At 51.2% G+C, this 13,230-nt stretch carries 11 protein-coding genes; 8 read left to right on the top strand and 3 right to left on the bottom strand.

All coding sequences use genetic code 11. The features are described from left to right. Positions 1 to 31: 31 nt before the first annotated feature. From deoC to yjjJ, 5 genes are all read left to right on the top strand, one after another. Positions 32 to 811, top strand: a complete 780-nt coding sequence (deoC, locus tag M977_RS08050; protein ID WP_064513868.1) for a deoxyribose-phosphate aldolase — start codon at positions 32 to 34, stop codon at positions 809 to 811. 59 nt (positions 812 to 870) lie between these two features. Beyond that, complete coding sequence (deoA, locus tag M977_RS08045) at positions 871 to 2,190, top strand: thymidine phosphorylase (protein WP_064513866.1); 1,320 nt, start codon at positions 871 to 873, stop codon at positions 2,188 to 2,190. Positions 2,191 to 2,263: 73 nt separating this feature from the next. Beyond that, the gene (deoB, locus tag M977_RS08040) at positions 2,264 to 3,487 is read left to right on the top strand and encodes a phosphopentomutase (protein WP_064513864.1); all 1,224 of its coding nucleotides are present in this window, start codon (positions 2,264 to 2,266) and stop codon (positions 3,485 to 3,487) included. Between the two features lie 141 nt (positions 3,488 to 3,628). After that, on the top strand, positions 3,629 to 4,348 hold the full coding sequence (deoD, locus tag M977_RS08035) for a purine-nucleoside phosphorylase (protein ID WP_034459469.1): 720 nt from the start codon (positions 3,629 to 3,631) through the stop codon (positions 4,346 to 4,348). A gap of 139 nt (positions 4,349 to 4,487) precedes the next feature. Continuing rightward, positions 4,488 to 5,816, top strand: a complete 1,329-nt coding sequence (yjjJ, locus tag M977_RS08030) for a type II toxin-antitoxin system HipA family toxin YjjJ (protein WP_064513862.1) — start codon at positions 4,488 to 4,490, stop codon at positions 5,814 to 5,816. Here yjjJ and lplA read toward each other — a convergent pair. Both lplA and M977_RS08020 read right to left on the bottom strand, forming a co-directional pair. Beyond that, on the bottom strand, positions 5,813 to 6,829 hold the full coding sequence (gene lplA, locus M977_RS08025; protein ID WP_064513860.1) for a lipoate--protein ligase: 1,017 nt from the start codon (positions 6,827 to 6,829) through the stop codon (positions 5,813 to 5,815). The two genes, yjjJ and lplA, sit on opposite strands and share 4 nt — an antisense overlap. Before the next feature lie 19 nt (positions 6,830 to 6,848). After that, the gene (locus M977_RS08020; RefSeq protein ID WP_064513858.1) at positions 6,849 to 7,499 is read right to left on the bottom strand and encodes a YtjB family periplasmic protein; all 651 of its coding nucleotides are present in this window, start codon (positions 7,497 to 7,499) and stop codon (positions 6,849 to 6,851) included. A gap of 119 nt (positions 7,500 to 7,618) precedes the next feature. Here M977_RS08020 and serB point away from each other — a divergent pair, with 119 nt between their 5' ends. The 3 genes from serB (at position 7,619) to nadR (ending at position 11,300) form a co-directional block, all read left to right on the top strand. Continuing rightward, positions 7,619 to 8,596: a phosphoserine phosphatase gene (gene serB / locus M977_RS08015; protein WP_064513856.1), complete on the top strand. Its 978-nt coding sequence runs from the start codon at positions 7,619 to 7,621 to the stop codon at positions 8,594 to 8,596. Beyond that, positions 8,596 to 9,978, top strand: coding sequence for a DNA repair protein RadA (gene radA / locus M977_RS08010; RefSeq protein ID WP_064513854.1), 1,383 nt, complete (start codon positions 8,596 to 8,598; stop codon positions 9,976 to 9,978). Before serB ends, radA begins: the two co-directional genes overlap by 1 nt. A gap of 89 nt (positions 9,979 to 10,067) precedes the next feature. After that, entirely contained in the window at positions 10,068 to 11,300 is a 1,233-nt protein-coding gene (gene nadR / locus M977_RS08005; protein WP_064513852.1) for a multifunctional transcriptional regulator/nicotinamide-nucleotide adenylyltransferase/ribosylnicotinamide kinase NadR, read from the top strand. 44 nt (positions 11,301 to 11,344) lie between these two features. On the opposite strand, the gene ettA is transcribed toward nadR, so the two are convergent. Further along, the gene (gene ettA / locus M977_RS08000) at positions 11,345 to 13,012 is read right to left on the bottom strand and encodes an energy-dependent translational throttle protein EttA (protein ID WP_064513850.1); all 1,668 of its coding nucleotides are present in this window, start codon (positions 13,010 to 13,012) and stop codon (positions 11,345 to 11,347) included. Between the last annotated feature and the right edge of the window lie 218 nt (positions 13,013 to 13,230).

Raw genomic sequence — 13,230 nt, 5'->3', positions numbered from 1 at the left:
ACTGATTCTATATCTTTTGTTGGAGAATGTTATGACCGATTTAACTGCAAGCAGCCTGCGCGCCCTGAAACTGATGGATCTGACCACTCTGAATGACGATGACACTAATGAAAAAGTGATCGCACTTTGTCATCAGGCAAAAACGTCAGTGGGCAACACCGCAGCTATTTGTATCTACCCGCGCTTCATTCCAATCGCGCGTAAAACTCTGAATGCTCAGGGCACACCTGATATTCGCATCGCGACGGTGACCAACTTCCCACACGGCAACGATGATATCGAAATCGCGCTGGCTGAAACTCGTGCTGCTATCGCTTATGGCGCAGACGAAGTTGATGTGGTTTTCCCATACCGTGCGCTGATCGCCGGTAACGAACAAGTTGGTTTCGAACTGGTGAAAGCCTGTAAAGAAGCCTGTGCTGCGGCTAACGTTTTGCTGAAAGTCATCATCGAAACTGGTGAGCTGAAAGAAGAAGCGCTGATTCGTAAAGCTTCTGAAATCTCTATCAAAGCAGGCGCTGATTTCATCAAAACCTCTACTGGTAAAGTGCCAGTCAACGCAACACCTGAAAGCGCACGCATCATGATGGAAGTTATTCGTGATATGGGCGTTGAAAAAACTGTTGGTTTCAAACCAGCTGGTGGCGTGCGTACTGCTGAAGATGCAGCGCTGTTCCTGTCTATCGCTGATGACCTGTTTGGTGCTGACTGGGCTGATTCGCGTCACTACCGCTTTGGTGCTTCCAGCCTGCTCGCGAGCTTGTTAAAAGCGCTGGGTCATGGCGACGGTAAAAGCGCAAGCGCTTACTAATCTCTTCCTTTGCGGCGGGCTCCCCGCCGCATTTCACCTGATGCACTCAGGGGGTTACCTTGTTCCTCGCTCAAGAAATTATTCGTAAAAAACGTGATGGCCATGCTCTAAGTGATGAGGAGATTCGTTTCTTCATTAATGGTATTCGAGATAACACCATCTCCGAAGGGCAGATTGCCGCACTGGCAATGACCATTTTCTTCCACGACATGACTATGCCTGAACGCGTATCACTGACCATGGCGATGCGAGATTCAGGAACCGTGTTGGACTGGAAGAGCCTTAACCTGAACGGCCCAATCGTTGATAAACACTCAACGGGCGGCGTGGGTGATGTGACGTCCTTGATGCTCGGCCCAATGGTGGCGGCATGCGGTGGTTATATCCCAATGATCTCTGGCCGAGGTTTAGGCCACACTGGTGGTACGCTCGATAAACTTGAAGCGATCCCAGGCTTTGATATTTTCCCGGACGATAACCGTTTCCGCGACATCATCAAAAATGTCGGCGTGGCGATTATCGGCCAGACAAACTCGCTTGCTCCGGCTGATAAACGTTTTTACGCCACGCGTGACATTACCGCGACCGTAGATTCCATTCCGCTGATCACCGCGTCGATTCTTGCGAAGAAACTGGCAGAAGGCCTGGATGCGCTAGTGATGGATGTGAAAGTGGGCAGTGGCGCATTTATGCCAACTTACGAGCTTTCCGAATTGCTTGCTGAAGCGATTGTTGGCGTGGCAAATGGCGCGGGCGTTAAAACCACGGCATTGCTGACCGACATGAACCAGGTACTAGCATCCAGCGCGGGTAATGCTGTTGAAGTGCGTGAGGCCGTGCAGTTCCTGACTGGCGAATACGTGAATCCACGTCTGCATGAAGTGACCATGGCGCTGTGCGTGGAAATGTTACTTTCCGGCAACCTTGCGAAAGACGACGCCGAAGCGCGTGCCAAACTGCAAGCTGTGCTGGATAACGGTAAAGCGGCAGAAGTATTTGGTCGTATGGTTGCAGCTCAAAAAGGGCCGGCAGACTTTGTCGAAAATTACGCGAAATACCTGCCAACCGCGGTTCTGAGCAAACCTGTATTCGCAGACCGTGCTGGTTTCGTAAATCAGATGGACACTCGTGCATTAGGTATGGCGGTCGTTTCCATGGGCGGTGGTCGTCGTCAGGCTTCTGATTCTCTGGACTACAGTGTTGGCTTTACCGACATGGCTCGTCTGGGCGAGAGTGTAGATACCTCACGTCCACTGGCAGTGATTCATGCAGCAAGTGAAGCTCAATGGCAGGAAGCGGCACGTGCTGTTAAAGCGGCAATTAAAGTTAACGAGACCGCACCGGCACAAACGCCAGATGTGTATCGCCGTATTAGCTAATTGCTGGCATACTGATCTGATCACTTTTTGAAACGCCTCCGGGCGTTTCAGGCGCAACGACGCAGGAGAAATTATGAAACGTGCATTTATTATGGTGCTGGACTCTTTCGGTATCGGCGCAACAGAAGATGCAGCAAAATTTGGCGATGTTGGCTCTGATACTTTCGGGCACATCGCAGAAGCTTGTGCCAAAGGCGAAGCAGACAAAGGCCGTAAAGGGCCACTGAATTTGCCAAACCTGACCCGCCTGGGTCTGGTGAAAGCCGCCGAAGGCTCTACCGGCAAAATCCCAGCAGGTATGGACGGTAATGCAGAAGTTATCGGTGCATATGGCTGGGCGCATGAACTGTCATCAGGTAAAGACACGCCGTCTGGCCACTGGGAAATCGCCGGTGTTCCTGTGTTATTTGACTGGGGTTACTTCTCTGATACGCAAAACAGCTTCCCGCAAGAATTGCTGGATAAACTGGTTGAGCGTGCAAACCTGCCAGGTTACCTCGGTAATTGCCACTCATCCGGTACTGTGATTCTCGATGAGTTGGGCGAAGAGCATATGAAAACCGGCAAGCCGATTTTCTATACCTCTGCTGACTCCGTGTTCCAGATTGCTTGCCATGAAGAAACTTACGGCCTCGATAAACTTTATGAGCTGTGCGAAATCGCACGTGAAGAGTTGACCGAAGGTGGCTACAACATTGGCCGTGTTATCGCGCGTCCGTTTATCGGCGATAAAGCCGGTAACTTCCAGCGTACTGGTAACCGCCATGACCTGGCTGTTGAACCGCCAGCACCAACCGTGTTGAAAAAACTGGTTGATGAGAAAAATGGTCAGGTTGTTTCCGTGGGTAAAATTGCGGATATCTATGCTGAAGTCGGTATCACCAAAAAAGTGAAAGCAACCGGTCTGGATGCACTGTTTGACGCCACCATCAAAGAGATGAAAGAAGCGGGCGACGACACTATCGTGTTCACCAACTTCGTTGATTTCGACTCATCTTACGGCCACCGCCGTGATGTAGCGGGTTACGCTGCAGCTCTGGAACTGTTTGACCGCCGTCTGCCAGAACTGATGGAACTGCTGAAAGAGGACGATATTTTAATCCTCACCGCTGACCACGGTTGTGACCCAACCTGGCAAGGCACTGACCATACTCGCGAACACATTCCGGTGCTGGTTTACGGCCCGAAAGTGAAAGCCGGTTCTTTAGGTCACCGTGAAACCTTCGCCGATATCGGTCAGACGGTTGCTAGCTATTTCGGTACGTCTCCGATGGATTACGGTAAGAACATGCTGTAATACCCGTCATTCTTTGAGCCGCAGGGGTGTTGGCTGAAAAAGCTCACCTGCGACTCGAATTATTTAGGGTATATGGATTACAGATTTGGGTGAGATGTTTTATCCGCCCAGACGTTTACCTCTTAAAACAAGGATATAAATATGGCAACGCCACATATTAATGCTGAAATGGGTGATTTCGCAGACGTCGTTTTGATGCCTGGCGACCCGTTGCGTGCAAAACACATCGCAGAAACTTTCCTCGAAGATGTTCGTGAAGTGAACAACGTGCGTGGCATGTTGGGCTTCACCGGTACTTATAAAGGCCGCAAAATCTCTGTAATGGGTCACGGTATGGGTATTCCGTCTTGCTCCATCTACACCAAAGAACTGATCACCGATTTCGGCGTGAAGAAAATCATTCGTGTGGGTTCTTGCGGCGCGGTTCGTGCTGATGTGAAACTGCGTGATGTGGTTATCGGCATGGGCGCTTGTACCGACTCTAAAGTTAACCGTCTGCGTTTTAAAGACCACGATTTCGCAGCTATCGCTGACTTCGATATGGTTCGCAATGCCGTTGATGCGGCTAAAGCGCTGGGCGTAGACGCTCGCGTAGGCAACATCTTCTCCGCGGACCTGTTCTACACGCCAGACCCAACCATGTTTGACGTAATGGAAAAATACGGCATCCTGGGTGTGGAAATGGAAGCTGCAGGTATCTACGGCGTGGCAGCAGAGTTCGGTGCTAAGGCACTGACTATCTGTACTGTATCTGACCATATCCGTACTCACGAGCAGACGACTGCGGAAGAGCGCCAAACTACCTTTAACGACATGATCAAGATTGCTCTTGAGTCTGTGTTACTGGGCGACAAAGAGTAAGATTCAAAAGGGTGCTTCGGCACCCTTTATTGTTCATAGTATCTATTCACTCAAACCCCTTCATTCTCTTCGGGTTCTTTACCTTTCAAATATATAGCGCTATAAATCAATTCAAGTATCTATTCACGAATCTATTCTCATGAGTGCTCTGACTGATTTATTACTACACGGGCCACAAACTGCAAACTCATTGCGGCAGCGTTTGGGTGTCAGCCAGGCGACGTTTTCACGTCTGGTAAATACTGAAAGTGATGTAATCAAAGCGGGGGCGGCCAGAGCGACTCAATATGCCCTGATCAGACCTGTGCGTCAGATTCGGCAGTTTCCATTGTGGCAAATAGATGATGTGGGGCAGGCCTGGCGTTTTGGTGACTTGTACCCCATCTGGCCGCAGGGAAGCTGTTTGGTGATATTGAATAATGGCACTGCACAATGGTTTAACGGCATCCCCTGGTATTTAACCGATCTACGTCCTCAGGGATTTTTGGGGCGGGCGTGGGGGCGACGCTTAGCGCGGCAAACAGGCTTACCGGAAGATATTCGCTTATGGCAGGAAGAAGATGTTCTGTTGGCATTGTCACAGCAGGTATCGGAAAACCTCGGCGGTAGGCTGGTGGGCGAGGGCAGTTACCGCAACTGGTTCGAAACGCCATTGCCTCAGCCCATTCAGATTGCCGAAAAACTATCTGTTTATCGTGAAATGGCGAACAGTGCTCTGGCAGGCGACATTGTTGGGTCATCGGCAGGTGGTGAGCAGCCAAAGTTTACCTGCTATACGCAAACCGCAACGGGTCCAGTTCATGTCATCGTTAAATTTACCCCAGCTGTTCACAATGAAAACAGCCAGCGCTGGGCTGACTTACTTCATGCAGAGGAACTGGCTGTCAAGATCCTTAATCAGGCCCAAATTCCGGCATCAATAGCAAAAACATATACCCATAGTGAGCAGCAAACTTTCCTTGAGGTGGTTCGCTTTGATTGTTTTGGAGCGCAGGGCCGTAAGGGCATTGTCTCTCTGGAAGCGGTGCAAAGTGAATTTGCCAGTGGTTCTCAGCCATGGCCGACGGTTATTGCCGAATTGTTGGCTCAGAAGAGAGTTGAACCTGCGACGCTACGTTTAACGCAGCGAATTTGGGCGTTTGGTCGATTGATCGCTAACAGTGATATGCATGCAGGGAATCTATCATTCTTTCTCTCCGATATGCCGCTGACCCTTGCGCCGGTTTACGACATGCTGCCGATGGCCTTTGCCCCAAACAGTGCCGGAAGTATGCGCAGAGAAGCGGTAAAACTGCAGATTGACCCCATCTTGCCGAGAGAGATCTGGCTGGAAATGCTGATATTTGCACGGCAATTCTGGCTTGAGGCAAGCCAGAACCAAGAAATTAGCCCGGCGTTTCGCGAGCTATGCAGGGGGATGGCATTACAACTTGATACCGTTGAGGCAAGCATTAAACGGCTCGCTTAGCGCACCGTCTGAGCAATCCACGTGCTCAACTCGCGTAATTCCGTTTCTTGTTCCGGAAAATCGGCAACCAACGTTTCACACTGCTGTTGCAACATATCGCTACGATACAAACAACCCTGCAAGCGCGCCGCCAGAGCTTCCAGCGGGGCCGGATTCAGGCTATCAGTGAAGATTTGCGTGCGCGTGATATGCCCTTTCTCAACGTCGAAATGCAGCTCAACACCGCCCCAGGTAAAACGCTGATCCAACAAATGGCTGAATGCAGGTGCCTGGCCGAAATTCCATTCCCAGCTGCTTTGCCGGGCAAAGATTTCCGTAAACCCAGGGAGGTCGGGCAGGGCATCAGGCGAGATATGTTCTGCTTCAACGCGCTCGCCGTAATAAGCAAAGAATGATTCGCGCACGGCATCGCAAATTTGCGCATGAGTCAGGCCCGGATGGATCTCGCCAAGATTGGTAACGCGGCCGCGTACTGAGGTAATACCTTTGGCCTGGAGTTTTTTCTCATCTGGATTCAGGTAGTTAGCCAGGCGGCTTAAATCTGCGTTGAGCAACAGCGTGCCATGGTGGAAGCCGCGATCCATGGTTTCTTTATACGCGGACCCTGAAACTTTGCGTGGCCCTTCAGCAGTGGCAACTTCCAGATCGTTGCGCCCGGAAGCAGTCGCGCTAATTCCCAGTGAATTGAGTGCATTCACCACAATGGCGGTAGATACGCTTTTATCGTATTCCGACTTCCCGGCCATAAACGTGAAACAGGTATTCCCCAGATCGTGGAAAACCGCGCCGCCGCCACTGCTGCGCCTTGCCAGGCGCACGTTATCTTCTTCCATGCGACGGGTGTTGCACTCTTTCCACGGGTTTTGCGCCCGCCCAATAACTACGGTATCTGCGTTACGCCATAAAAAGAGTACGCGCTGGGCCGCGGGCATCTGGCGGAAAATACACTCTTCTACGGCCAGGTTGAACCAGGGATCGTAAGAGTCAGAAATCAGTAGTCGTAAGGTAGTCATCGTAGAAATCCTTTCTTATTTACGGCTTATTGTCAGCCTGTTCTTCCTCATCTTCTTTCACTTCGGTATTTGCAGTGAGAAGGAAAGGAGATTGCTGCCAGCGGGTGCGTTTTCCCTGCAAAAGGGTACGCGTCAGCACAATGCCAATTGCCAGTGCCAGCAACATCATCAGGCGCAAAATATTCGTGGTGTTATCCACCTGTTTAGCTTCGGTAGCGAGAGTGTGGGTATCAAGCGTGATTCGCAGATAGCCAACCGGCCCGTCTTTATCTTCAATCGGCTGAACAATTTGCTGATTAAAATAACTGCCTGCTTTTTTGCCATCCAGCGCCAGCCTGTCACGCACGCCAATTCCTTCACCTGCTCGCGCGATTTGGCCGCCGCTATCGTCATAAACGCCCGCATCGAGAATACGGCTATCTTGGGTCAATAACTTGAGGACGGCTGAAATCTTTTTCTCATCTGGGTTTTCGGATTTCATCAGCGGTGTCAGGTTGTAACTCACCTGGCGCGCCAAAGTTTTGGCCAGCTCTTCAAGCTGCACATTGCGGGCTTGTTGGTGGCCCTGGCTAAACCACGACGCTCCCTGCATCAGCGCGACTAAAAGTGCGAGGCAGATAAGCACAATCACTGCACGATGTAGCCTGAATTTCATTTTTGCCCGAGCCATAATGCACCTTAGGAAAATTGCCGATTTTACTGCGCAGTTTAATGTTGCCAGAAGCGGCTCTGACAAGGTAGCCTCATGCGTTGTTTTGTCCCGGCCTTTATCTTTATTCTGGAGTTATGATGCCAAATAGTCTGACCTGGTGCGACCTGCCGACCGATGTCTCTCTCTGGCCTGGGTTGCCGCTATCGTTAAGTGGTGATGAAGTCATGCCACTCGATTACCGTGCTGGCCGCAGTGGCTGGCTTCTGTATGGTCGGAATCTGAATAAAGAGTGCCTGAATCACTACCAACGTAAATTGGGTGCGGCGATGGTAATCGTCACCGCATGGTGTGTTGAAGACTATCAGGTTATTCGCCTGGCAGGTTCATTAACACCGCGAGCAACTAAGCTTGCGCACGAGGCTGGGCTGGATGTCGCACCGCTGGGTAAAATCCCACATCTTCGCACGCCGGGTCTGCTGGTGATGGACATGGATTCCACCGCCATTCAAATCGAGTGCATTGATGAAATCGCCAAACTGGCGGGCACCGGTGAAATGGTAGCGGAAGTGACGGAGCGCGCGATGCGTGGCGAACTGGACTTTGCGGCCAGCCTGAAGCAACGTGTTGCGACCCTCAAAGGAGCAAATGCTTCTATTTTGCGCCAGGTACGTGATGAACTGCCACTGATGCCAGGGCTGACTTCTCTGGTGCTTAAGCTTGAATCGCTAGGCTGGAAGGTGGCTATTGCTTCCGGCGGCTTCACCTTCTTTGCGGAATATCTGCGCGACAAACTGCATTTGCATGCAGTAGTGGCAAATGAGCTGGAAATTTGCGACGGCAAGCTGACGGGTGAAGTTATTGGTCAAATTGTTGATGCTCAGTTCAAAGCAGATACGCTCAAGCGCCTCGCGGATAAATATGAAATCCCTGTCGAACAAACTGTTGCGATTGGTGATGGCGCGAATGATTTACCGATGATTCTGTCTGCCGGGCTGGGTATTGCTTATCACGCGAAACCGAAGGTTAATGAGAAAACAGAAATCACCATCCGTCATGCTGATTTGATGGGTGTATTCTGTATTCTTTCAGGCAGTCTTATTCAGGAAGAACGCTAATGGCCAAAGCGCCGAAACGTGCATTTGTCTGCAACGAATGTGGTGCAGATTATCCTCGCTGGCAAGGGCAATGCAGCGCCTGCCAGGCGTGGAACACTATCACTGAGGTGCGCATTGCCGCCTCTCCGACAGTTGCGCGTAACGAGCGTTTATCTGGTTATGCCGGCAGTGCGGGCGTCAGCAAAGTACAAAAACTTTCTGATATCAGCCTCGAAGAACTGCCACGTTTTTCTACCGGTTTTAAAGAGTTCGACCGCGTACTGGGCGGCGGTGTGGTGCCGGGTAGCGCCATTCTGATTGGCGGTAACCCTGGCGCGGGTAAATCCACGCTGCTGCTGCAAACACTGTGCAAACTCAGCGAACAGATGAAAACGCTGTACGTCACGGGTGAAGAGTCGCTGCAACAAGTGGCGATGCGTGCGCACCGCTTAGGTTTGCCGACTAACAACCTGAATATGCTTTCGGAAACCGGCATTGAGCAAATCTGCATGATTGCCGAAGAAGAAGCGCCGAAGCTGATGGTAATCGACTCCATTCAGGTGATGCATATGGCCGACGTACAATCGTCGCCGGGCAGCGTAGCGCAGGTGCGTGAGTCTGCCGCTTACCTGACGCGCTTTGCCAAAACGCGCGGCGTGGCGATTATCATGGTCGGCCACGTCACCAAAGATGGTTCACTTGCCGGGCCAAAAGTCCTCGAACACTGTATCGACTGCTCGGTGATGCTTGATGGCGATGCCGATTCCCGTTTCCGCACCCTGCGCAGCCATAAAAACCGCTTTGGTGCGGTGAATGAGCTGGGCGTATTTGCCATGACAGAACAGGGTCTGCGTGAAGTGAGCAACCCTTCCGCTATCTTCCTGAGTCGTGGTGATGAAGTGACGCCCGGTAGCTCTGTGATGGTTGTGTGGGAAGGGACGCGTCCGCTGCTGGTAGAAATTCAGGCGCTGGTGGATCAATCTATGATGTCCAACCCACGCAGGGTTGCTGTTGGCCTGGAACAAAACCGTCTGGCGATTTTATTGGCCGTTTTGCACCGCCATGGCGGGCTGCAAATGGCTGACCAGGATGTGTTTGTTAACGTGGTTGGCGGTGTGAAAGTTACCGAAACCAGTGCCGACCTCGCGCTTTTACTGGCGATGGTTTCAAGTCTGCGCAACCGGGCTCTGCCACAAGATTTAGTGGTGTTTGGTGAGGTTGGGTTGGCAGGTGAAATTCGCCCGGTGCCAAGCGGTCAGGAACGTATTTCTGAAGCCGCAAAACACGGTTTTAAACGGGCGATTGTGCCGCAGGCGAATGTGCCGAAAAAATTACCAGAAGGGATGCAGGTCTTCGGGGTGAAAAAACTTGCTGATGCGCTGTCGGTATTTGACGACTTATAATTGATACCCGTCATAATTCAGGTTGCAGCAGTGTTGGCTGCAACTCGAATGATTTAGGGTATATTTCCCATTTTGCAGGAGCAGGCAACATGTCGTCTTTTGAGTACCTGAAGACTGCTATTCGTCAGCAGAACGTTACGCTACAGCAAGTTGCAGAATCCTGCGGCATGACCAAGGGTTATCTTAGCCAGTTACTGAACGCCAAAATCAAAAGTCCAAGTGCGCAGAAACTGGAAGCATTACATCGTTTTCTCGGCCTGGAATTTCCCCGGCGTGAGAAAAAAGTGGGCGTTGTCTTCGGAAAGTTTTATCCGCTGCATACCGGCCATATCTACTTGATTCAACGCGCCGCAAGCCAGGTTGATGAGTTACATATCATCATGGGTTATGACGAAACCCGCGATCGTCTTCTGTTTGAAGACAGTGCCATGTCGCAACAGCCGACAACCGGTGACCGTCTGCGCTGGTTGCTTCAGACCTTTAAATACCAGAAAAACATTCGCATTCATTCATTTAACGAAGAAGGGATGGAGCCGTATCCACACGGTTGGGATGTCTGGAGCCGCGGCATCAAAGCTTTTATGGAAAGCAAAGGCATAAACCCTGACTGTATCTACACCTCTGAAGAGAATGATGCACCACGTTTTATCGAACAGCTCAGTATTGAAACCGTGCTTATTGATCCGAAACGCACATTTATGAATATCAGCGGTGGGCAGATCCGCGAAAACCCGTTCCGCTACTGGGAATACATTCCAACTGAAGTGAAACCGTTCTTTGTCCGAACCGTCGCGATTCTGGGCGGTGAGTCGAGCGGTAAGTCGTGGATGGTGAATAAGCTCGCCAACATTTTCAACACGACCAGCGCCTGGGAATACGGGCGTGACTATGTCTTTTCCCATCTGGGTGGCGATGAGATGGCATTGCAATATTCTGACTATGATAAAATTGCGATTGGCCATGCTCAGTACGTTGATTTTGCAGTTAAATATGCCAATAAAGTCGCTTTTATCGATACTGACTTTGTTACCACTCAGGCATTCTGCAAAAAATATGAAGGGCGTGAGCACCCATTTGTGCAGGCGCTGATTGATGAGTACCGCTTTGATCTGGTGATTTTGCTGGAAAACAACACTCCGTGGGTAGCCGATGGCTTGCGTAGCCTGGGCAGTGATACCGACAGGAAATCGTTCCAGAATCTTTTGGTGTCGATGCTTGATGAGAACAACATCAGCTACGTTCATGTAGAAGAACCTGACTACGATTCTCGCTTCTTGCGCTGTGTTGATTTGGTGAAGAACATGATTGGCGAGCGGGGATAATCGGGCTTGTCAAAAAAGGGGGCGCATTAAGCGCCCCATTTTTATTACTTCGTTACGCGCTTGTACTTAATACGCTTAGGTTCCAGCGCATCCGCACCCAGGGTGCGTTTCTTGTACTCTTCGTACTCAGTAAAGTTGCCTTCGAAGAATTCCACTTTGCCTTCATCCTGGTAATCCAGAATGTGCGTGGCGATACGGTCCAGGAACCAACGGTCGTGCGAGATAACCATTGCACAGCCTGGGAATTCCAGCAGGGCGTTTTCTAACGCGCGCAGGGTTTCGATATCCAGGTCGTTTGTTGGTTCATCGAGCAGCAGTACGTTGCCGCCAACTTGCAGTAATTTTGCAAGGTGCAGACGACCACGCTCACCACCGGACAACTCACCGACACGTTTACCCTGGTCGACGCCTTTGAAGTTAAAGCGACCAACGTACGCACGGCTTGGCATTTCGGTGTTACCGACACGCATGATGTCCTGGCCGCCGGAAACTTCTTCCCACACGGTTTTGCTGTTGTCCATTGCATCACGGAACTGATCCACAGACGCCAGTTTGACGGTTTCGCCCAGTTCAATGGTGCCGCTATCTGGCTGTTCCTGGCCAGACATCATACGGAACAGGGTAGATTTACCCGCGCCGTTCGGACCGATGATCCCGACAATTGCACCTTTCGGTACAGAGAATGTCAGGTCTTCAATCAGCAGGCGGTCGCCGTAGGATTTACGCAGATTGGTAACCTCAACGACTTTATCGCCCAGACGTGCGCCTGGTGGAATAAACAGTTCGTTGGTTTCGTTACGTTTCTGGTATTCAGTGTTATTAAGCTCTTCAAAGCGAGCCAGACGCGCCTTGCCTTTAGACTGGCGGCCTTTCGCACCCTGACGTACCCACTCCAGCTCTTTCTCGATGGATTTACGGCGAGCCGCTTCCGAAGAGGCTTCCTGAGCCAGACGTTCGTCTTTCTGCTCAAGCCAGGAGGAGTAGTTACCTTCCCACGGAATACCTTCACCGCGGTCAAGTTCCAGAATCCAGCCTGCAACGTTATCGAGGAAGTAACGGTCGTGGGTAATCGCCACAACAGTGCCTTCGAAGTCGTGCAGGAAGCGCTCGAGCCACGCCACGGACTCAGCATCCAGGTGGTTCGTTGGTTCGTCGAGCAGCAGCATGTCTGGTTTTTCGAGCAGTAGGCGGCACAGTGCTACACGGCGGCGTTCACCACCGGACAGGTTAGCAATTTTCGCATCCCAGTCAGGCAGACGCAGCGCATCTGCAGCACGTTCTAGTTGCACGTTCAGGTTGTGACCGTCGTGTGCCTGAATGATTTCTTCAAACTTACCCTGTTGGGCAGCCAGCTTGTCGAAATCGGCGTCCGGCTCGGCGTATTTAGCATACACTTCGTCGAGGCCTTTCAGGGCATTAACCACTTCAGCCACGGCTTCTTCAACCGACTCACGGACGGTATGTTCAAGGTTGAGTTGCGGTTCTTGCGGCAGATAGCCGATTTTCAGTCCTGGTTGTGGACGAGCTTCGCCTTCGATGTCGGTATCAATGCCGGCCATAATGCGCAGCAGCGTGGATTTACCGGAACCGTTCAGACCCAGTACGCCAATCTTGGCGCCAGGGAAGAAACTAAGAGAGATATTTTTCAGGATATGACGTTTCGGCGGAACAACTTTGCCGACTCGATGCATGGTATAAACGAATTGAGCCACAGTGCGACTTCGCCTCTTTTTCGTGATTTAAGATGGTTCGTATCAAAGGCGAAGTGTAGCCGTTTTCAGCAGGTAATCCCAGCAGGGGAAGTAGGATGTGTTACCCGAAACACTCTGGACAGTGTTATACCCAAAATAACGTGCTCTGGCGTGGCGAAACAGCAATAGCAGAGTTAGCATGAAGTAACTAATGGCGGCATGATGCTGCCTGTAAATAT

It is taken from the genome of Buttiauxella gaviniae ATCC 51604 (assembly GCF_001654835.1).
Lineage (GTDB): Bacteria > Pseudomonadota > Gammaproteobacteria > Enterobacterales > Enterobacteriaceae > Buttiauxella > Buttiauxella gaviniae.
Note: the sequence above shows the minus strand (reverse complement) of the source record. Positions and strands in the feature narration are given on the sequence as shown.

Excerpts from the sequence above, each read along its gene's own strand:
- radA (WP_064513854.1), top strand. The coding sequence starts at position 8,596 with ATGGCCAAAGCGCCGAAACGTGCATTTGTCTGCAACGAATGTGGTGCA.
- lplA (WP_064513860.1), bottom strand. The coding sequence starts at position 6,829 with ATGACTACCTTACGACTACTGATTTCTGACTCTTACGATCCCTGGTTC.
- M977_RS08020 (WP_064513858.1), bottom strand. The coding sequence starts at position 7,499 with ATGGCTCGGGCAAAAATGAAATTCAGGCTACATCGTGCAGTGATTGTG.
- deoD (WP_034459469.1), top strand. The coding sequence starts at position 3,629 with ATGGCAACGCCACATATTAATGCTGAAATGGGTGATTTCGCAGACGTC.
- serB (WP_064513856.1), top strand. The coding sequence starts at position 7,619 with ATGCCAAATAGTCTGACCTGGTGCGACCTGCCGACCGATGTCTCTCTC.
- yjjJ (WP_064513862.1), top strand. The coding sequence starts at position 4,488 with ATGAGTGCTCTGACTGATTTATTACTACACGGGCCACAAACTGCAAAC.
- nadR (WP_064513852.1), top strand. The coding sequence starts at position 10,068 with ATGTCGTCTTTTGAGTACCTGAAGACTGCTATTCGTCAGCAGAACGTT.
- deoB (WP_064513864.1), top strand. The coding sequence starts at position 2,264 with ATGAAACGTGCATTTATTATGGTGCTGGACTCTTTCGGTATCGGCGCA.
- deoC (WP_064513868.1), top strand. The coding sequence starts at position 32 with ATGACCGATTTAACTGCAAGCAGCCTGCGCGCCCTGAAACTGATGGAT.